The organism is Microbacterium sp. WCS2018Hpa-23 (genome assembly GCF_031843845.1).
Lineage (GTDB): Bacteria > Actinomycetota > Actinomycetes > Actinomycetales > Microbacteriaceae > Microbacterium.
Genome location: NZ_JAVTIZ010000001.1, coordinates 377,112 through 396,458 on the forward strand (window position 1 = coordinate 377,112; position 19,347 = coordinate 396,458).

Consider the following 19,347-nt stretch of genomic DNA (forward strand, 5'->3'; position numbering starts at 1 on the left):
TGATGCCGGTGGACCTGGTGGGCGCGGATCAGCACCGCATCCCGGGTCGGAGTGACGGTCTCGCCCAGGTGGCATGAACAAGCCCACGGCCGCCACCTGAGAGTGAAGGGGGCTGCCGTGGGCCTCCGGTGCGATACCGGATTCGCCAGACGACGGTGATCGGAGGGGGAGGGACCACCGTCGTCCAGTCGACCCCCGCAAGCGGGGATCTGACCTAGGCGCGCTTGCGGCGCGCAGCTCCTGTGGCGATGAGCGCTCCGCCTGCGACCAGCGCAGCGGCTCCACCGCCGAGAACCCATGGCGATACGCTGCCACCGGTGAGTGCGAGCTCGAGCCCGCCACCGGTGAGCGGCATCTCTGTTCCTGCAGCCGCGACCCCGGGGTCGTGGTCGCAGCTCATCGCGGCATCGTGTCCGTCCGTGACCGTGATGGTCGCTGTGTACGAACGCGAGCCGGTGAAGGCGAGCGAGTACGAGCCCTCGCCGTCGGACGGCGGGCGGAAGGTGACGAGGAGGCTGCCATCGGCAGCCGCCGTGTTACCCGATACCGCGGAGTCGCCGGCGTTGAATCCCGAGACGGACACGCCGACGTTCTCAGACGGCAGGAAGTATCCTGCGCCGAAGGCGACGGTCGACACGTCGCAGATGTCGATGATCGGGTCATCGACGCCCACCCGAGGTGTGCCCGAGTATGAGTCGGACTCGGCCGGAACGGCCGGTGCGGCAGAGGCGACAGCCGGTGCCATGAGCACGAGCGCGCCAGCGGTAAGGCTGATTGCAGCCAGTTTCTTCAGCATGATTCTCCCCAGAAATACACGCGGAATCGCCTTCGGATACACCCCTGCATCCGACTGCGTGAGCTCATCCTGTCCCCACGACAGAATTGCAGAACTCAGATATTCCCCAGTGGAATTGACCCTACATCATCGGATCGGGAAAGTCACGATGCGCAACGCAGTTGTTCCCGAGAGATGTCGGGGGTGCTAGTCATCGGGGTGTGGTCGACGACCGTGAGGCGCTCTCCGGCCCCTGTCCCTTGATATTCGACGGTGATCGTCGATGACTCTCCCGGTGCCAACAGGACCTCGTGCTGCACGGCGGAACGCTCGCCCAGGAGGGCGGTCTGCACGCTCTCCTCGGTCCCGTCACGGTCGATGTGCGAAGGGGTCGCGCCTTCGGGCCCGTACACGGTCACGAGAGTGCGCGTCGATCCCGCCGGCACTCCGTACATCCCGTCTGCGGTGACGTAGGGCGGCAGCGACGTCGCGGCATCCGCGGGAGCGTCGTTGGTCCACGTCACCCTGACCTGCGTCGTCGGCTCGCCGTCGCAGGTGCCCACTGCGGTCGTGATCGTCGCGCCTGCGTAGTAGTCCATCTTCCCGCCCGTGGTGTCGTTGAACAGCACGCCGACGTGGGTCTCGGTGTCGTCGGCCGGGAGCGCCCCTCCGAGGGACGTGGACGCGAGCATCTGCTGCTCGTCCTCGTGCGCGCTCCAGATGCGGATGCGGTCTTCGTCCGCCGACGTCGCGAGGGCGGCGACGAGGTTCTGGGGGTCCGTCCCCGACAGTGCGGCTCCGAACATCGCTCCGGCCGCCTGAGCGAAGATCTGGTCCTGCGCGGCGGGGTCGGGGACGGCGGCGTAGATCTCGGAGAGGAGCAGGGGCACGACGTTGTTCTTGTCGACGGTGAACGGTCCGAACGGAAGCGGCCCCGTGGCCGCGAGAAGATGTTTGGTCATCACGGCGTCCACCGCGATCACTCCGTCGATCGGCGTGCCGTAGCGCAGCTGCCAGCGGCTGGCGATGGCAGGACCGGCCTCCGAGAAGTCGGGGATGTTGGTGATGTTCTGCAGGTACCGCCCCGGCCTGTCCTCGAAGAGCGCGATGGTCGAATCGCTGAGAGGCAGGGCGGTCTCGAGAGCGGGGAAGTCCAGCGTGGACGCCTGCTGGACGAGGCTGATGCGCCCGTTCTCGGCATGGATCAGGGCTATGGCCCCGATGATCCCTCCGGAGGAGCGCAGTTCGGCGTTGTTCTGCATGGCGATGACGTAGTTCCGCGGGCCCTCCGCTCCGAGCATCGTCGGAAGCAGCGCAGCGGCACCGTGCAGTGAGCCCACGACGGTCGCCGCCTGCGTGACGGTGGACTGCATCTCCCGAACCGCCTCGGCGAGGGGCGGCAGCGTGGCATCCGCGTCGATCTCGAGTGCTCTGTCCTCTGCGCCGCTCAACGTCGTGCTCGCCTCGGCCAGAGGCGGCTCGATGAGCGTGAACGGCGCGAGGTCGACGACACCCCCTGAGAACCCCAGGCTGGCCAGATCGAGTTCGCCGGCCACCTCGAGCACGGGGATCAGTGCGTCGGCGGCGATATCGTCGGCTATCTCGGCGACGTCGCTCACCGCCGTGAAGTTCGGGCCGATCCAGGGTATGTATCCGAACGCGGTCCAGATCGGATCCGATGTGAGGTCGTGCGCCGATCCCGCGTGGTGCGCGATTCTCTTCGACAGCGAGGCGGCCTTGTCGAGGTCTCCCTGGCCTATGGCTTCCTTGAGCGTGGACGATGACGTCGCTACCTGCTGCAGATCGTTCACCGCGCCGATGCCGCGGATCGTCACCCACCCGATCGCGAGCACGAGGAACGTCACGATCACGCCGATGGTCCACCGCAACCACCGACGACGTACAGGTAGGCGTCCGTCACTCACTCCTGCATTCAAGCATGAAGCGGCATATCGAGGGTGAGCGGGGTCTACCCGGGTCATGCACGGTCACGCTCCCGGGTTGTTCAGCCTCTGACGACTACTGTTGTCGCATGGGTGCTCGGCTGCGTGTTGTACTGGATCAACTGACGCATGTGGTCGATCCGGATCACGCGTCGGCGGCATCGGATCTCGCGACGGCCCTCGTGTCGACGGCCCCGTCCGGTTGCGCTGTGGAGGCGATCATCCCGGCAGGCTCCGAGGTGCGCATCCCCGGCCTCGCCGACGTGCGCAGGCTCTCTCTCGCGCGACGCGAGCTCGCCGCGTCCTGGCAGCTAGGGATCGTTCCGGGAGTCGGGGGTGGCCTCATCCACTCCGCGACCTTGATGGCGCCTCTCGTGCGACATGATCGGGTGCACGATCATGACCAGACGACGGTCACCCTGTGGGATCTGCACGCGTGGGAGTCGCCCAATGCGCTGCCTAAGGCCGCTGTCACCTGGCAGCGCGCGATGTTGAAGCGCGCGGTCAAGCACGCGGATGCGGTCGTCGTGCCATCGCACGCCGTGGGGGAGCGGCTCGCCGAGATCGTCAAGCTCAAGGGGCGCATCCGGGTCATCTCGGGTGCTGCTCCCACGGGCTTCGTCGTCCCGCTCGATGCGGTCGCGCGTCGCGCCTCACTGTCGCTGCCCTCCGGCTATGTGGTGCTGACCGGTACTGCGGAGTCGCTGGATGCCGGATTCCGCGCCGCTGTCGCATCCGGCAAGGAGGCGGTCGTCCTCGATGCGCCGGAGGGAGCCGAGCCGCGGTTCGCAGAGATCGCAGCGGCCGCCGGGCTGCCCGAATCACGTGCGCACGTGCGCGGCCCGCTTTCGGCGGACGACCGGGCAGCGGTGTTCGCGGGTGCATCGGCGCTGGTGGCGACGAGCGCGCTCGCGGCCTGGCCATGGCGTGTGATCGAGGCCATGACCCTCGGTGTGCCGGTGGTCGCCGTCGAGAGCGGAGTGCACCGAGACGTGATCGCGGACGGCGGCGTGGTCGTGGACCCTTCCGATGTCCCTTCGGCAGTCGAGGATGCCGTCGGCGACGGGGCCAGACGCCTCAGTGTGCTGGGTGCGGATCGTTCGAGATCGTTCTCGTGGCTCGGCGCTGCCGAGCGCGTGTGGGGCCTGCACGCCGATCTTTGACCGGCTGAATGCGGGCTGTGTCTTGGAGCGACACGCCGGTGAGCGACATACGTTTTTGAGTAACAGTGGCATCATCCGTCAACTTCCGTCACACTGATCACATGTCTCGACGTGCCCCACGCTCTCGAAACACCATGAGGATGACCCGAGTCCTCGCCACGTTAATCGCCGTGACGGCGCTCGTGGTCGGTGTGATCGCTCCCTCCGGGACGGCTTCGGCCGCATCCGTGTCGTCGTCGACCGTCGTGCAGTCGAGGGATGTCAAGACATCGCTCGTCGGCTTCAACGCCGGCAACATGATGAGCGACGCGGTGTTCACCGCGAGCAACTCGATGACCGAAGGGCAGATCCAGGCCTTCTTCAACAGCAAGGTCTCCCGGTGCCTCGGCGGATCCGACCAGTACGGACCGATCGTCTGCCTGAAGGACTACCGCATCACCTCGGTCGATCGCCCCGCCGACAGGTACTGCAACGGGTATACGGGGGCGCCCAACGAGACCGCCGCGACGATCATCTACCGGGTCGCGCAGTCATGCGGCATCAACCCGCAGGTGCTCATCGTCATGCTGCAGAAGGAGCAGAGTCTCGTCACCCACACCTGGCCCAGCGGGAATCGTTACTCTGCGGCTCTCGGGCAGGGCTGCCCAGATGCCGGAGTCGCCTGCGACCCCAAGTACGTGGGTTTCTTCCACCAGATCTACGGTGCCGCGCGGCAGATGCAGATCTACATGGAAGGCCGCTACTTCACCTACTACGCACCGGGTCGCACCTGGAACATCTACTGGCAGGCGCCCAGCCTGGTGAACGGCGTCTGGTCGTACCCGTGCGGCAGTGGACCGGTCTATGTCGCGAACAAGGCGACAGCTGCGCTCTACTACTACACGCCATATCAGCCCAATGCGGCGGCGCTCGCGGCTGGCTACGGCATGGGCGACGGCTGCTCGGCCTATGGCAACCGCAACTTCTACAACTACTTCACCGACTGGTTCGGATCCACCCAGATGCCTTCGGTTCCGATTCTGTCTTCGGTGAGCACCTCCTCGTACGTCGCGACGATCGACTCCGCCGGGACTCTGTGGGGCTACCCGTTCGCGAAGGGTCTGTGGGGTGACCGCAAGCAGCTGGCTATCGGAGTCGGTGCGACGAGCACGCTCATCGTGCCCGGCGATCTCAACGGTGACGGCTCGAAGGACATGCTGTTCCGTCAAGGCTCGAAAGTGATGCTGCTTCCTGGTGACGGAGCCTCGTTCGCAAACGGCCGGAGCCTCGACCTCGATTGGAGCGCCACTGCGCTGTCCACTGCGGCGGGAGACTTCGACGGCGACGGCGTCCCCGATGTGCTCACCACGAATCTGTCAGGAGACCTTCTTCTCTGGCGTGGTGACGACCGTGGAGGACTCCTTCCAGGCGTTCGTGTGGGGTGGGGCTGGGGTGGATTCGACGCCCTCGTGGGGAACGTCGACCTGAGCGGCGACGGGAACGCAGACCTGATCGCCCGCGACGGAGCGGGTCGACTCTGGATCTACTACGGAAGCGGCAAGGGCGGATTCGTCGGTCAGGCGCAGCTCGGACAAGGATGGTCGGGGATGACCTCGATCTTCGCTCCGGGCGACTTCACCGGCGACGGCGTCCAGGACATCGCAGCTCGTACGGCATCGGGTGATCTGTATCTCTACCCCGGGAACGGCGCGGGGGGGATCACATCCGCCGGTCGCATCGGAAACGGCTGGCACGGCATGAGTTCGATGGCCGGTGTCGGCGATCCGGTCACTTCGGTCCGAGCGCTGCCCGCCGGTGCCGGAGACGTCGATCGTGACAACGCCCCAGATGTTCTGGCGCTGTCCGGCCAGGGACTGCTCACCCTCTACCGTGGCAACGCCGCAGGTTCCTGGCGTGGATCGCAGCAGATCGGGAACGGCTGGGCGTCCGACGACCGATTGGTCACACTGGGCGACTTCAACGGGGACGGTGTCAAGGATGTCGGACGTATCACCGCCGGAGGCGACTTCATGCTCTTCCCGGGGCTTGCCGGAGGAGGATACGGCTCGGCGGTGAGGATCGGCCAAGGATGGCAGACCGTCGGCCTCGCCGTCGGCGGGATCGACTTCGACGGAGACCGGGCGACGGACATCATCGGGCGTGACTCCGCGGGCCGCCTGGTGCTCTACCGGGGAGACGGCCGGGGCGGATTCGCCAGTGGACCGACGGTCATCGGAAACGGATGGAACGGTTTCGACATCGCTCTGCATGCGGGCGACTTCGACGGTGACGGTCGAGCTGACATGATCGCGCGCGCGGCCGACGGGAGCCTCTGGCTCTATCCGACGACCGGGACGGGCAGTTGGGGCAACGGCAGGCAGATCGGTTATGGCTGGGCAGGCTTCACGTCGATCGTCGGCACGGGAGACTTCGACGGAAACGGCACTCCCGACGTCATCACGCGCTCCGCAGCCGGGGACCTGCTGCTCTTCCGCGGCGACGGACGCGGAGGATGGATCAACAGCGTCGGCATCGGTCAGGGGTGGGGCGGCTTCGTGGCTCTCGGCTGAGCTCGGGGTTGCGTGTCTTCGGCGATCCGTCAGGTCGGCGTAGGATACTGAGGTGCGTCGTGGTGACCGCCACCGCATCTGAATGAGTGGGCCAGTGACAGATACCCGAGATCTTTTCGCCGTCGTCCCGCGTTCCGACTTCGAAGTGCCCGGCAAGAGCCGGGGCCTCATCGACGTCGTGCGCTGGCGCTATCTGCTCTACCTTCTGGTGCAGACCGGAGTCACGACCCGATATCGCAACTCGGTGTTGGGATGGACCTGGTCATACGTTCGTCCCGGTGCCCAGTTCCTCGTGTTCTGGGTCGTGCTCGGGCTCTTCCTGAGCCTCAACAGGGACATCCAGAACTACCCGATCTACCTTTTCTCGGGCATCGTCGTCATCAACCTGTTCTCGGAGGCGTTCAAGAACGCGACGACCTCGATCGTGAACAACGCCCCCCTCGTCCGCAAGGTCTTCCTGCCGCGGCAGCTCTTCGCCGTGTCGGCTGTGTGCGTGGCGTTCATCCACTTCCTGCCGCAACTCGCGCTGCTGCTGATCGTGTGCCTCTTCCTGGGGTGGATCCCGGGCGTCACCCTGCTCGGCGTGGGCGCGGCGCTCGCGGGGATGATCATCGTCACCCTGTTCGCGCTCGGGCTCGGGCTGCTCTTCGGTGCTGTGAATGTCCGATTCCGCGACGCGGAGAACATCGTGGAGCTGCTGCTCCTGCTGGCGACCTGGGCATCGCCGGTGCTCTACGCGTGGACGATGGTTCGGGACGCGGCGGAGAAGCTGGGGTGGCCCGACTGGGTCGTCGAGCTTTACCTGCTCAACCCGATCACCCAGGGCGTGGAGCTCTTCCACTACGCCTTCTGGCGCCCGGTCACCGCGGTGACCATGGAACTGCCGCCCAACCTGGGGTGGAACACGCTCTGGGCGTCGCTGATCGCCGTCGGCACGCTGCTCGTGGGGCAGTTCGTCTTCCGACGTCTCGAGGGAAGGTTCGCGCAAGACCTATGAGCACCGTGACAGCTGAACGCCCGAGCATCATCGTCGACGGCGTGCGCAAGAACTTCACCCTCAATCACGCACTGTCGCTGAAGGACACCGTGGTGTCCTGGATACGGCGTCGTAAGACGAGCAGCACCTTCGAGGCTCTCAAGGGCCTGGATCTCGTGATCAATGAGGGCGAGTCGGTCGCGATCCTGGGCCTCAACGGCTCGGGAAAGTCGACCCTCCTCAAGCTCATCTCAGGTGTGATGGAGCCCGACGCCGGGCAGGTCCTCACCCGTGGGCGAGTGGCGGGCCTCATCGAGGTCGGCGCCGGATTCCACCCAGAGCTGTCGGGGCGCGAGAACGTCTTCCTCAATGCGGCGATCCTCGGTATGCAGCGCAAGGAGGTCGAGGAGCGTTACGACGAGATCGTCGCTTTCAGTGAGATCGAGCAGTTCATCGATCAGGAGGTCAAGCACTACTCCTCGGGCATGTTCATGCGTCTGGCATTCTCCGTCGCGATCCATGTGAAGCTCGACGTCCTGCTCGTCGACGAGATCCTCTCCGTCGGCGATGCGCCCTTCCGCGAGAAGTGCCGTCTGAAGTTCGCCGAGCTCATCGAGAAGAAGAAGACTCTCGTCGTCGTCAGTCACGACATGGAGATGGTGCGCGAGCTCTGCACCCGAGGCGTGGTGATCAACAAGGGCGAGCTCATCTACGACGGGCCCATCGAGGGCGCGATCGCTTTGGTGGACGAGTGATCCTGGACTGGGTAGCGCAGTCGGGGCTCTTCGCTCTCGCCGCAGCGGTCGTCTTCGTCCCCGGGCTTCTGATCGGCGCGGCGCTGCGCCTGCGCGGAATGACGCTCTGGGCAACGGCTCCGGCGATTTCGGTCGGAGTGCTCGCAGGGTTCGCTCTGCTGTTCCCGTTCGCCTCGGTGAGATGGGGACTGCTGAGTGCCGGTGCCGGTGTGTCGGTCGTCGCGGCAGTCGCCTGGCTCGTGACGCGGACCCTTCGCCCGAACTCGCCCTCGACGCCCCCACGGGAGCTGTCGCGGGGCTCCTTGCTGCTCCTCGCGGCGGGTCTGGTGGTCGGTGGCGGCCTGAATGCCGCGAGGCTCATGACGTACGTCGGTCGGCCCGACGCCATCTCCCAGACGAACGACGCCGTTTTCCATCTCAACGCGTTGCGGTGGATCGGCGAGACCGGATCCGCGTCATCGCTCGACATCTCCGGGCTCATCGGAGCCGACTCGTTCTATCCGGCCGCGTGGCACGCGGTGACCTCGCTCGTCGCGGTGGACGTAGACGTCATACCCACGGCGGCGAATATGGTGGCGCTGGTGTTCGCCGCGCTCGTGTGGCCGGTCGGGATCGCCTTCCTCACCCGGATCGCGGCGCGCGGTGGCGTGCGAATCGCCGCTCTCGCCGCAGCACTGTCTGCCGGTCTGATGGCATTCCCGCAACTGATGTTCGAATGGGGTGTCCTGTACCCGTACGCCGTCTCGATCGCCGTCCTTCCGGCGACTGTCGCGTGCACGATCCTGATCTTCCGCACCTGGAGGCGGTCGGTTCTCGGCGACGGCGCGCGGTCGAGCGTCGCGCTGATACTCGCATCCGGAGCCGGCGTCGTCGCCATCACACTCTCGCAGCCGTCTTCGATCCTGATCTGGGCGCTCCTGGTGATGCTGTGGGCGACGGGGACCGTGCTCTTACCTGAGCACCCACGCGAACGCCGCGCAGCGTGGTCGATCATCGCTCTGATCGGGGGCTGGTCGGTGCTCGCCATCGCCTGGATCGCACTCGCGTACCTCGCGGGACCGGTGCTGTGGAAGCCCTACCGGAGTGTCGCGGGTGCGGCCGCGGACGTCGTTCTGAACAGTCACTCCCAGCTGCCTGCTGCGCCTGTCGTGTCCGCGCTTCTGATCCTCGGGCTCATCGTGGCCTTGCGCGACCGACGAATGCTGTGGTTGGCCGCGGCTTGGGTGGCCATCTCCGTTCTCTACGTCGTGAGCGTCGGCACGGACCTCCCGGTCATCAAACGCGTCCTCACCGGGCCCTGGTACGGAGACTCCTTCCGGCTCGCAGCCGTCGTCCCGCTGATCGTGGTCCCACTGGCGGCCATCGGGCTGCATGGAGTGATCCGCTGGGCCGCCGACAGGCCCTGGCGGGTCACGGCGGGCCGGACTCGTGAGCTCGCTCTCGCCGCGATCGCCGCCGTCGCGGTGGCAGGATCGGTCGCTGTGGCGCTCGCCCCGGTAGTGCTCCTCCGCGTCGCCGCCGAGACGGACGAGCAGTCACGGTACACGCTCAACGATCGCAGCTACCTCTCCGAAGACGAGTACGAGCTCCTGCGCAGGGTCCCCGACCTGGTGCCCTCCGATGCCCTCATCATCGCGAATCCCTCGACAGGTGCAGCGTTCGCGTACGTGCTCGGGGAGCGCGAGATCATCCCGCGCACCTGGTCGCCGCCGCAGTCGACAGCGTGGGACGTCATCGCCCTGCATCTTCGTAGCGCCGGAGAAGACCCGGCCGTGTGCGATGCACTCGTCGCGTACGGGAGTCCGTCGTACGTGCTCGACTTCGGGATCGGTGGCACGGGGCCGGGCGAGTACCTGATGCCGGGGATGACGGACTTCGACGGTCAGGCCGGCTTCGAGGAGGTCGCCCGAGAGGGCGAAGTCAGCCTCTGGAGGATCGACGCCTGCGACTAGAGTCGAGGGCGGTCGTTCGGGCTGTCGATGTCCGAGTCGACCGGCTCCGGAGTCTTCGGCTCGGTGCCCTGCAGGAGCGCGAGCTTCCTCGCGAGCAGCGTGAGTCGCCGCTGCTGCTCGGCATTTCGCCGCGACTGCGTGTAGACGAAAGCCAGGAACATCAGGATCAGCGCGTACAGCAGCAGATCGGTGCCACGACCGACTCCGATGAGGTTCGCGACGAAGGTGAGCCACTGCGGAAACAGGATTGAGAGGATCGCCGCCAGCACGAACACGCCGAAGAGCAACCTGCGGATGGCGAGATGACTGTCTGCGCCGGTGCGTCGCATGAAGAACGTGCCGATGGCGACGACACCCGCGATGAGGAGGATCTGAATCCACATGTCGTTCACCGCACGACCAGGTCGACAAGGATGTTGACGGAGTTGAGCACGGACTGGCCCTTCGATTTCGAGTAGTCGGTGTAGAGCAGTTCGACGGGATGCTCGATCCACGGGAGACCGGTGTGCCCGAGCTGGAGGACGATCTCCGTGGCATGGGCCATTCGATCCTGCCTCAGCTGGATCTGCGAGGCGGCATCCCGGCGGATCACGCGGAGTCCGTTGTGGGCGTCGGTGAGCTTGACGCTGGTGGTGAGGTTCGTCACCCACACTGCGGTCTTGAGGATGGCGCGCTTCATCCAGCCCGGTTTCGTCCGGTCATCCAGGAAGCGGGAGCCGAAGACGATCGCCGCGCCAGCCTCGCGCGCGGCGGCGACCATGTCGCGTGCATCCTCGACGCGATGCTGTCCGTCGGCGTCGAAGGTGACGATGAACTCGCAGCCGGGGTGCGACAGGGCGTAGTCGATGCCGGTCTGCAGGGCAGCCCCTTGACCGAGGTTGATGGGGTGCTCGACCACCTGTGCGCCTGCACGACGTGCTGCGTCTGCGGATCCGTCCGTCGACCCGTCGTCGACGCAAACGATGTGCGGGAAGGACGGAAGTAGTCCTTCGATCACGCCGCCGATGACGGAGGCCTCGTTGTACAGCGGGACGACGACCCAGGTGTGCGAGTCGGGGATGCGAGGAGAGGTCACGTGTCTATCCTCTCAGGAATCGTGAGAGGGAGCAGATAGGATGAGGTCGACCCCATTTCCCTGTTCCGAGGAGATACCCGTATGGGCTCACCGACCGGTGTGCGAATCGTCGATTCCGCAGATGTATCACCCGAGGCGACGATCGGCTCCGGTAGCTCGATCTGGCATCTGGCGCAGGTGCGCGAACAGGCCAGACTCGGTGAGAACTGCATCATCGGCCGTGGCGCCTATGTCGGGACGGGCGTGGAGATGGGTGATAACTGCAAGGTGCAGAACTACGCCCTGGTCTACGAGCCGGCCAAGCTCGGCGACGGCGTCTTCATCGGACCGGCCGTCGTCCTCACGAACGACACCTATCCCCGAGCGATCAACGAAGACGGCACGCTCAAGAGCGCGCACGACTGGGAACCCGTCGGCGTGACCATCGAGCGCGGGGCCGCGATCGGCGCACGAGCCACCTGCGTGGCGCCCGTGACCATTGGGGCCTGGGCGACGGTCGCAGCAGGCGCCGTGGTCGTGAAGGACGTTCCCGCTTATGCGTTGGTCGCCGGGGTCCCGGCTCGCCGCATCGGCTGGGTGGGGGAGTCCGGTGTGCCGCTGACGGCCGGGCACGACGACAAGACCTGGGTATGCCCGACGACGGGCGCCCGCTACACCGAAAACGACGGAATTCTGACCAAGGAGAGCGTGTGAGCGACTTCATTCCCCCCGCAAAGCCCATCATCGGCGACGAGGAGCGCGCAGCGGTCGACCGCGTGATGCGCAGCGGCATGGTCGCGCAGGGCCCCGAGGTCGCCGCATTCGAGCAGGAATTCTCGGCGCACTTCGTGCCCGGACGTCCCTCCGTCGCGGTCAACTCCGGCACCGCCGGTCTGCACCTCGGCCTCCTCGCCGCAGGTGTCGGCGCCGGTGACGAGGTCATCGTGCCGTCCTTCACGTTCGCGGCGACCGGCAACTCCGTCGCCCTCACCGGCGGGACTCCGGTCTTCGTCGACATCGAGCCCGAGACCTTCACCCTCGACCCCGAGGCGGTGGCAGCGGCCATCACCCCGCGGACCAAGGGCATCCTCCCCGTCCACCTCTACGGTCACCCTGCCCGCATGCGCGAGCTCGAGGCCCTCGCTGCCGAGCGAGGCGTCGCGCTGTACGAGGATGCGGCACAGGCGCACGGAGCGTCGCTCGATGGGCGACCCGTCGGCTCCTTCGGCGAGTTCGCCATGTTCAGCCTCTACCCGACCAAGAACATGACGAGCGGTGAGGGCGGAATGGTCACCACCGCCACCGACGAGATCGCCCGGCAGGTCAAGCTGCTGCGCAATCAGGGCATGGAGCGGCAGTACGAGAACGAGGTCATCGGCTTCAACGCCCGGATGACCGACATCCACGCCGCGATCGGTCGAGTCCAGCTGACCAAGGTCGGCGCGTGGACGAAAACCCGTCAGTCGAACGCCGCCTTCCTGGATGCGAATCTCGAGGGCGTCGTCGTTCCTCCGGTCGCCGACGGTGCCGTGCACGTGTACCACCAGTACACGATCCGCGTTCCCGAGGACCGCGACGGATTCGTCGCCGCCCTCAAGAACGAGCACAATGTGGGTGCGGGTGTCTACTACCCGATCCCGAACCACCGGCTGCCTTCGCTGACCCACTTCGCGCCGGGTCTTGATCTTCCTGAAACCGAGCGCGCCGCACGTGAGGTCGTCTCGCTGCCGGTGCACCCGTCGCTCAGCCAGGACGACCTCGAGCGCATCGTCGCGGCCGTGAACACGGTCGCCGGAGCAGGTGCCTGATGGCGAATCTGAGGGCAGGACTGCTCGGCGTCGGCATGATGGGGCGCCATCACGCGCGTGTCCTGCGCGACGTGGAAGGCATCGATCTCGTCGCCATCGCGGACCCGGGGGGCGACCCTCATGGTGTCGCCGGAGGACTCGAGGTCCTTCCGGACATCGAGAGCCTGATCGCCACCGGAATCGACATCGCGGTTGTCGCAGTTCCGACCAGGTTCCATGAAGATGCTGCTCTCAAGCTGGCCGAGGCGGGCGTGCACACTCTCGTCGAGAAGCCGATCGCCCACAACGTCGAGGCGGGGCGACGCATGACCGATGCTTTCGCATCTCGCGGCCTTGTCGGCGCGGTGGGCCACGTGGAGCGTTTCAACCCTGCGCTGCAGGAGATGCGTCGGCGTCTCGAAGGCGGAGAACTGGGCGATGTGTTCCAGATCGCAACCCGTCGCCAGAGCACGTTCCCCGCGCGTATCGCCGATGTCGGGGTGGCGAAGGATCTCGCGTCTCACGACATCGATCTGACGAGCTGGGTCGCTCAGAGCGAGTATCGGACGGTGTTCGCGCAGACCGCTCACCGCAGCGGTCGTGAGTTCGAGGACATGATCACGGTCACCGGTCGTCTGGCGAACGGCGTCATCGTGAATCATCTCGTCAACTGGCTCTCGCCGATGAAGGAGCGCATCACCGTCGTCACCGGCGAACGCGGCACGTTCATCGCTGACACCGCGACCGGCGACCTCACGTTCTACGCGAACGGCACGATCCCGCTCGAGTGGGATTCGATCTCGTCGTTCCGCGGCGTCTCCGAGGGCGACATCACGCGTTACTCCTACGCGAAGCGAGAACCGCTCAAGGTCGAGCACGAGGCGTTCCGCGATGCGGTCCTCGGTGAGCCGAGTGATCTCGTGACCATGGAGCAGGGTCTGCACACGCTTGAGGTCGTCGAAGGTGCTGTCGCCTCAGCGGCATCCGGCACCTCCATCACCTTCTGATCGCGAGAACATGAAACGCATCTGGCCCGTACTGCGGGATCTCCTTCCACTTCTGCCTGAAGGAGCGCGACGCTACTTCGCGGGATACATGGTCGCGACGACCCTGATCACCGCGCTCGACGTCATTGCGATGTCGCTGCTCGCGCTGATCATCGGTCCGGCACTGTCAGGTGGGACGCTCTCCCTCCCTGTCATCGGCGAGGTGTCGCCGGAGATGATGCCGCTCCTCGCGCTCGGTGCCTGCGTTCTCATCATCCTGAAGTCCGTGCTCTCGGTCACACTGCACTGGTTCGCGACTCGGCGGTTCGCCAAGTACGAACTCGAGATCGGTGACAGGATGTTCAAGGCATACATCAACTCCAGCTGGGAGGAACGCTCCAAGCGCTCCGTCGCCGAGATCACCAGGATTGCCGATGCTGGAATCGCGAACACAATGGCAGGTTTCCTGCTCCCGTTGATGCGCGTACCGAGCATGATCTTCACTTTCGTGCTGATCATCGCGGTTCTGCTCTTCGCCGACCCCTGGACCGCGATCATCGCTTTCGTCTACCTCGGGGTCGTGGCACTGGTTGTCCATCAGGTCGTCACCAAGCGGTCTCTGGAAGCTGCTCAGGTCAACCTGACATACAGCTACAGGGTCGCCATCCTGATGACGGAGATGATGGAGGCGCTCAAGGAACTGAGTCTGCGCAACAGGCTGTCTGAGGTCGCCGAACTGGTATCGAACAACCGAAGCCGTTCGGTTCGAGCTCGCGCAAACGGTGGGTTCCTGGGAATCATCCCCGGCTTCGCCTTCGAGGCGGCCCTGATCGGAGGGGTGATCCTCATCGGAGGATTCTCCTTCTGGCAGGGGGGGCTCACGTCGGCTCTCTCCTCGGTCGCGCTTTTCGCAGCGACCGGATTCCGACTCATCCCCGCGATCACGGGCATCCAGGGCGGCATCGTTCAGGCAGTGGCGAGCACACCGTCGGCACTCGACGTGATCGGCGATCTCACGTCGGCAGAGCGCGACATGAAGACCTCGCAGGCGCCCGACGACACTGCGAAGCTCGCGGAGACCCCGAGAGAGCTTCGCCTGACCGACGTGCGATTCCGTTACCCGAGCGCTGAAGAGGACGTCATCCGCGGGATGTCTCTCGATATCCCGCTGGGCAGCTCGCTCGGCATCGTCGGACCGTCCGGGGCCGGGAAGTCGACGCTGATCGACCTCCTGCTCGGTCTCAGCCAGACCTCGCGCGGTGCGATCACCATCGACGGTGCACCTCTCAACTCCGTGCTGAAGCAGTGGCGCGGACGCGTCGGCTACGTGCCGCAGCGCGTCGCCCTCTTCGACGGCAGCATCGCGCAGAACGTGGCGCTCACGTGGACCGACGAGGTCGACGAAGAGCGGGTGATGCAGGCTCTGGACCGCGCACAGCTCGGATCGCTCATCCGGTCGCGCGCAGGAGGCATGCACGAGAGAATCGGTGAGCGGGGTGTCTCTCTGTCAGGCGGTCAGCAGCAGCGTCTGGGAATCGCCCGCGCGTTGTACACGGATCCGCTTGTGCTGGTCCTCGATGAGGCGACGAGCTCGCTCGACACCAAGACCGAGGATGAGGTCACCAAGTCGATCCGAGCGCTGCAGGGTGAGGTCACCCTCATCTCCGTCGCTCACCGGCTCTCGACGATCAAGGACTACGACCGGATCTGCTACGTCGACGACGGCGTGATCGCCGCGTCGGGAACGTTCCTCGAGGTCGCGTCCAACCTCCCCGCCTTCGCCGAGCAGGTGGTACTCGCGGGGCTCGCGAAGGATCTCGCCTGATCCACCCGCATCCCGTCCGGCGAGGTCAGGGCCGAGCGGCGGAGTGTCAGGCGGTGGTCGATGCCCGCAGCCCGGCGTAGAGCGTGCGGAACGGCGCCTGCCGATGCAGAACGAGGAACGGGTTGCGGGGGAGGAGAGCGCCGATCGTGCGATAGTTCCAGCGCGCGTCGAGCAGATGCAGAACTCGAGCAGCGTTCGGGGCGGCGGCACGGACCTCATCGATGACGAGGCGGTCTACCCGCGCGAGCAGTGAGAGTACGCCGGGGGCCATCCGCTCGACACGGCCGAGGACGTCTGTCAGATCATCCCGCTGGGCGGACAAGCCGTCTGGGGCATTTACGCGTGCGAGTACGGCGTCGAAGAAGTGCACTCGGAGGATTTTGACGGCAAGCGCCTGGCGCTCCCGAGCACCGAGCGAGGGATACCACTGCATCGCCTCTATGGCGTCGAGGAAAGCGAAGTCTTCGGCGACCGAACGACCGGAGAAAGTCACACGGTCGTCAGCGTCGTCGTTGACGAGGTACGCCGGTCCGTGGAGATCGTAGGCGATCTGCTCGCCGGTGAACCAAAGGGTCGCTGAATAGGCGAGGTCTTCACCGGAAGGCAGTCCCTCGGTGAATCTCAGATCCTGGAATCTCTCCCGATCGACGATTCCGAGCGGTGCGCTGCGGTACGCAAGGCGATCCTTCCGTGCGTCGAGCCGGCGCTGGCGGCGGCCATTGCGCACTGGTGGGTACGGGTCGGAGCCCCGACCTGAGATGCGGATGCGAGCCAGAACCGTGGACGCGCCCGTATCGCGTTGGAGGGCCAGCCATGAGTCGATCGCCCCCGCTGCGAGTTCGTCATCAGACCCCATCACGGAGATGAAACGCGCGGTCGCGTTGTCGATGCCGTGGTTCATGGGGCCGGCGGGGGAAGCGATTCCGTCGTGGAAGGGCAAGAGCCGTAGCCGCTCGTCGGTGAGTAGATCACCCAGGTTGGACTCGATGACCTCGGGGTCGATGTTGTGTGCCACCACGTTCACGCGTACCGCCGCGCGGGTGCCGTCGAGCACCGATGCCGCAGCACGCCGCACCGGTCGAGTCGCGGAGTGCACGGGGATGATGACGTCGATCAGTGGGATATCCATCACTGTGATTCTATGGCGAAGCAGGGTTCGGACGGTGCGGCGGGTATCCTGAGTTGTCGCACTCCGTCCACCGATCCGCGAACCGAGAATGCATGTCGTCCCCCCCACGTAACGTCCTCGCCGAACCGACGCAGCGGCTCGACGCCCTCACCGGACTCCGGTGGTGGGCCGCGTTCCTGGTCTTCTTCTACCACATGCTCGTGTTCGCCCCGGTGCCCGGCGTCCTCGCTCAGGTGTTCTCCTACGGGTACTTCGGGGTTACGTTCTTCTTCGTGCTGTCCGGCTTCGTGCTCACCTGGTCCGCCAGACCTGCGGTGTCGACCACCACTTTCTACTGGCGACGGTTCGCGCGGATCTGGCCGTCGCACATGGTCGCACTCGTGCTCGCCGTCCCGGTCTTCTACACGTTCGCGGTCATCCCCGAGGGGAGCTTCCTCAAGCCCTTCGACCTCGGCATCCTGGCTCTCTCCGTAGTGCTCCTACAGGCGTGGTGGTCGAATCCGGTCATCCTGTTCTCGGGAAACCCGGCAGCGTGGACCCTCACGTGCGAGGCGTTCTTCTATGCGCTGCACCCGTGGATCTCGCGGGTACTGATACCCATGGCGAAGCGCGGTGCGCTACTGCTCGCCGCCGGCGTCGTCGTCTACGCCTTCGTGTACCGCGCGGGTGTCGCGATCGCGCCCGACTCCTGGCTCCCGCTGGTGCCGCTTCCCGTGCAGCGACTCCCCGAATTCGTCCTCGGGATGGCGCTCGCCTGGGCTATGCGCAACGGCTGGCGACCGCGCATCCACCCGTTCGTCGGCGTGGGCGCCATGGCCGTCGTGATTCTCGCCATCGTGTTGAGCACGCGCCTGAACGGCATCGTCCCGCTGATCGGTCACGTCAGCACCTTCGCCAACGAGCTCTTCACCGTCGGCTGCGCGATCGCGATCGTGGCCCTGGCCTCCGCGTCACTCAACGGCAAGCGGGTTTACTTCGCCACCCGACTGCAGGTGAAGCTCGGCGAATGGTCGTTCGCGTTCTACCTCGTTCACGCCACCGTGATCTACACGGCGCTGCGCATCTTCGGCCTGCAGCCGCCCTCCTGGGCGAACCTCCTGTGGTACGTCGCTCTGCTGGCCGTGTGCATCGTCGCGGCCTGGGCGCTGCACGCTTTCGTGGAGCGCCCGGTCGAGCGTCGCATGCGCCGTTGGAAGGACCGCAGGGATACCGCCCGTTCAGTCCCGGCGGCCGTGGCCTCCTGAGTCGATCCAGTCCTCGATGAGGACTGCAGCGCTGCGCGCTCCCGAGTGGACGGCGGCGACGTAGTCCGGTCCCGCTGCGGCTGCACGTCGCCCAGCCGCGCGGTCGGCGAGAAGCCCTTCGACGACGGCACCGAGAGTGTCGGGCGTCGCCTCGACGATCGGGAGCGCGAGACCGGTCTCCGTTTCCACGCGCTCGCGCACCGAGGGCAGCACGTGCCCCACGACGATGCGGCCCGCGGCCATCGCCTCGCAGGCGGCGACGCCGTATGAACCCAGGCGGAACTGGTCGAGCACTATGTCCGCCCCGGCGACGACCTCGGGCATGCGCTCAGAGCTGATGCCCGAGATCAGCTCGTAGTCGACAGCGCCCGCATCGATCAGCGCCCGCAACGCCGGCTCGATGTGCTGGCTGCCTTTCTGCACGGCCGAGCTGGACGCGTGCACGATCCGGGCACGCGCGGAGGACAGGACCGGCCGGTCGGTGGCGAAGCGCGGCCCATCGACCACCACGGGGCACCAGCGGGCCCAGGGGACATCGAGCAGGAGATCGGGGGTCGAGACGAACACGGGTCGCCGCAGCTCGTCCAGGAGGGCGATGTTGGCGTCGGCATCCTCTTGGAGCACCGGTGTGCGCGGGTCCTCCGGGTACGGTGACCAGACTGTCCGCTCCTGATGCGCGGCGGGGCTCCGGATGTCGGTGCCGTGCGAGATGAAGGCGACGGAAAGGCCGGCCTCTTCCATCGCCGCCACCTCGGCGGCGACCCGGCGGTCGAACAGACCGCCGAAGATCGGCCGCTCGGCCTCGATGAGCACGTGCGTGAAGTGGCGCACCGCCGCCCACTCTTGGCGCTGCCACTTCGCGGATGCACTGTTGACGGCGATCGGCACTGGGGTGTCGGCGGGGAAGGCGAACCCGCCGGGGATCTCGATGGCCATGTTGCGCGCGCCGATCCGCTCGTCGGCCCGCTCGATCGCTCGTGCCCACAGGTGGCCCTGGCCGGAATAGTTCGTCGGCGCGATGTAGACGCGGAGCTCCGAGTCGGGGACCGACGTCGTCGGCGCGGTTCCGCTGCCCAGCACCGCGTACGCCATCCGCCCGATCAGGCCGTCGGGATTGCGGGCGGGGGCCTCGATGATGCGGTTGACCCAGGCGGGCATGGACGAGCGGCGGCGGACCAGCCACCCCGCGAGATCGTGGACACCTGCCAT

At 66.2% G+C, this 19,347-nt stretch carries 16 protein-coding genes; 10 read left to right on the forward strand and 6 right to left on the reverse strand.

The features are described from left to right. Nucleotides 1-214 precede the first annotated feature (214 nt). Together RQG77_RS01730 and RQG77_RS01735 are read right to left on the reverse strand one after the other, a co-directional pair. Entirely contained in the window at nt 215-796 is a 582-nt protein-coding gene (locus RQG77_RS01730) for a hypothetical protein (RefSeq protein WP_311243154.1), read from the reverse strand. A gap of 143 nt (nt 797-939) precedes the next feature. After that, nucleotides 940-2,700, reverse strand: a complete 1,761-nt coding sequence (locus tag RQG77_RS01735) for a DUF4012 domain-containing protein (RefSeq protein ID WP_311243155.1) — start codon at nt 2,698-2,700, stop codon at nt 940-942. 107 nt (nt 2,701-2,807) lie between these two features. Here RQG77_RS01735 and RQG77_RS01740 point away from each other — a divergent pair, with 107 nt between their 5' ends. The 5 genes from RQG77_RS01740 to RQG77_RS01760 all read left to right on the forward strand — a co-directional run bounded on the left by RQG77_RS01740 (nt 2,808) and on the right by RQG77_RS01760 (nt 10,113). Next, a complete protein-coding gene (locus RQG77_RS01740) occupies nt 2,808-3,881 on the forward strand; it encodes a glycosyltransferase (protein ID WP_311243156.1) in 1,074 nt (357 codons plus the stop codon). A 140-nt stretch (nt 3,882-4,021) separates the two neighbouring features. After that, nucleotides 4,022-6,430, forward strand: coding sequence for a VCBS repeat-containing protein (locus RQG77_RS01745; RefSeq protein ID WP_311243157.1), 2,409 nt, complete (start codon nt 4,022-4,024; stop codon nt 6,428-6,430). Nucleotides 6,431-6,524: 94 nt separating this feature from the next. Further along, nucleotides 6,525-7,427, forward strand: a complete 903-nt coding sequence (locus RQG77_RS01750; RefSeq protein ID WP_311243158.1) for an ABC transporter permease — start codon at nt 6,525-6,527, stop codon at nt 7,425-7,427. After that, nucleotides 7,424-8,161 carry an ABC transporter ATP-binding protein gene (locus RQG77_RS01755; RefSeq protein WP_311243159.1) on the forward strand — a complete coding sequence of 246 codons (738 nt, stop codon included), beginning with the start codon at nt 7,424-7,426 and terminating at the stop codon, nt 8,159-8,161. The genes RQG77_RS01750 and RQG77_RS01755 overlap by 4 nt, the downstream gene beginning before the upstream one ends. Then, nucleotides 8,158-10,113: a DUF6541 family protein gene (locus RQG77_RS01760; RefSeq protein WP_311243160.1), complete on the forward strand. Its 1,956-nt coding sequence runs from the start codon at nt 8,158-8,160 to the stop codon at nt 10,111-10,113. The genes RQG77_RS01755 and RQG77_RS01760 overlap by 4 nt, the downstream gene beginning before the upstream one ends. Here RQG77_RS01760 and RQG77_RS01765 read toward each other — a convergent pair. Both RQG77_RS01765 and RQG77_RS01770 read right to left on the reverse strand, forming a co-directional pair. Further along, nucleotides 10,110-10,496, reverse strand: coding sequence for a DUF2304 domain-containing protein (locus RQG77_RS01765; RefSeq protein WP_311243161.1), 387 nt, complete (start codon nt 10,494-10,496; stop codon nt 10,110-10,112). The genes RQG77_RS01760 and RQG77_RS01765 overlap by 4 nt on opposite strands. A 5-nt stretch (nt 10,497-10,501) precedes the next feature. Then, nucleotides 10,502-11,188, reverse strand: coding sequence for a glycosyltransferase family 2 protein (locus RQG77_RS01770; protein ID WP_311243162.1), 687 nt, complete (start codon nt 11,186-11,188; stop codon nt 10,502-10,504). Nucleotides 11,189-11,269: 81 nt separating this feature from the next. Here RQG77_RS01770 and RQG77_RS01775 point away from each other — a divergent pair, with 81 nt between their 5' ends. Genes RQG77_RS01775 through RQG77_RS01790 form a run of 4 tightly spaced genes read left to right on the forward strand, consistent with a single transcriptional unit; the run spans nt 11,270 to nt 15,765 of the window. Then, nucleotides 11,270-11,881 carry an acyltransferase gene (locus RQG77_RS01775; RefSeq protein WP_311243163.1) on the forward strand — a complete coding sequence of 204 codons (612 nt, stop codon included), beginning with the start codon at nt 11,270-11,272 and terminating at the stop codon, nt 11,879-11,881. After that, entirely contained in the window at nt 11,878-12,975 is a 1,098-nt protein-coding gene (locus RQG77_RS01780; protein ID WP_311243164.1) for a DegT/DnrJ/EryC1/StrS family aminotransferase, read from the forward strand. Before RQG77_RS01775 ends, RQG77_RS01780 begins: the two co-directional genes overlap by 4 nt. Beyond that, entirely contained in the window at nt 12,975-13,961 is a 987-nt protein-coding gene (locus tag RQG77_RS01785; protein ID WP_311243165.1) for a Gfo/Idh/MocA family oxidoreductase, read from the forward strand. Before RQG77_RS01780 ends, RQG77_RS01785 begins: the two co-directional genes overlap by 1 nt. A gap of 10 nt (nt 13,962-13,971) precedes the next feature. After that, complete coding sequence (locus RQG77_RS01790; protein WP_311243166.1) at nt 13,972-15,765, forward strand: ABC transporter ATP-binding protein; 1,794 nt, start codon at nt 13,972-13,974, stop codon at nt 15,763-15,765. A 46-nt stretch (nt 15,766-15,811) separates the two neighbouring features. On the opposite strand, the gene RQG77_RS01795 is transcribed toward RQG77_RS01790, so the two are convergent. Further along, the gene (locus RQG77_RS01795; protein ID WP_311243167.1) at nt 15,812-16,894 is read right to left on the reverse strand and encodes a glycosyltransferase; all 1,083 of its coding nucleotides are present in this window, start codon (nt 16,892-16,894) and stop codon (nt 15,812-15,814) included. 92 nt (nt 16,895-16,986) lie between these two features. Here RQG77_RS01795 and RQG77_RS01800 point away from each other — a divergent pair, with 92 nt between their 5' ends. After that, nucleotides 16,987-18,138: an acyltransferase gene (locus RQG77_RS01800; RefSeq protein WP_311243168.1), complete on the forward strand. Its 1,152-nt coding sequence runs from the start codon at nt 16,987-16,989 to the stop codon at nt 18,136-18,138. Here the strand turns inward: RQG77_RS01800 and RQG77_RS01805 are convergent. After that, nucleotides 18,112-19,347: a hypothetical protein gene (locus RQG77_RS01805; protein WP_311243169.1), complete on the reverse strand. Its 1,236-nt coding sequence runs from the start codon at nt 19,345-19,347 to the stop codon at nt 18,112-18,114. The two genes, RQG77_RS01800 and RQG77_RS01805, sit on opposite strands and share 27 nt — an antisense overlap.

Excerpts from the sequence above, each read along its gene's own strand:
- RQG77_RS01775 (WP_311243163.1), top strand. The coding sequence starts at position 11,270 with ATGGGCTCACCGACCGGTGTGCGAATCGTCGATTCCGCAGATGTATCA.
- RQG77_RS01745 (WP_311243157.1), top strand. The coding sequence starts at position 4,022 with ATGACCCGAGTCCTCGCCACGTTAATCGCCGTGACGGCGCTCGTGGTC.
- RQG77_RS01730 (WP_311243154.1), bottom strand. The coding sequence starts at position 796 with ATGCTGAAGAAACTGGCTGCAATCAGCCTTACCGCTGGCGCGCTCGTG.
- RQG77_RS01740 (WP_311243156.1), top strand. The coding sequence starts at position 2,808 with ATGGGTGCTCGGCTGCGTGTTGTACTGGATCAACTGACGCATGTGGTC.
- RQG77_RS01800 (WP_311243168.1), top strand. The coding sequence starts at position 16,987 with ATGTCGTCCCCCCCACGTAACGTCCTCGCCGAACCGACGCAGCGGCTC.
- RQG77_RS01765 (WP_311243161.1), bottom strand. The coding sequence starts at position 10,496 with ATGTGGATTCAGATCCTCCTCATCGCGGGTGTCGTCGCCATCGGCACG.
- RQG77_RS01805 (WP_311243169.1), bottom strand. The coding sequence starts at position 19,347 with ATGGCAGGTGTCCACGATCTCGCGGGGTGGCTGGTCCGCCGCCGCTCG.
- RQG77_RS01795 (WP_311243167.1), bottom strand. The coding sequence starts at position 16,894 with ATGGATATCCCACTGATCGACGTCATCATCCCCGTGCACTCCGCGACT.
- RQG77_RS01790 (WP_311243166.1), top strand. The coding sequence starts at position 13,972 with ATGAAACGCATCTGGCCCGTACTGCGGGATCTCCTTCCACTTCTGCCT.
- RQG77_RS01785 (WP_311243165.1), top strand. The coding sequence starts at position 12,975 with ATGGCGAATCTGAGGGCAGGACTGCTCGGCGTCGGCATGATGGGGCGC.
- RQG77_RS01755 (WP_311243159.1), top strand. The coding sequence starts at position 7,424 with ATGAGCACCGTGACAGCTGAACGCCCGAGCATCATCGTCGACGGCGTG.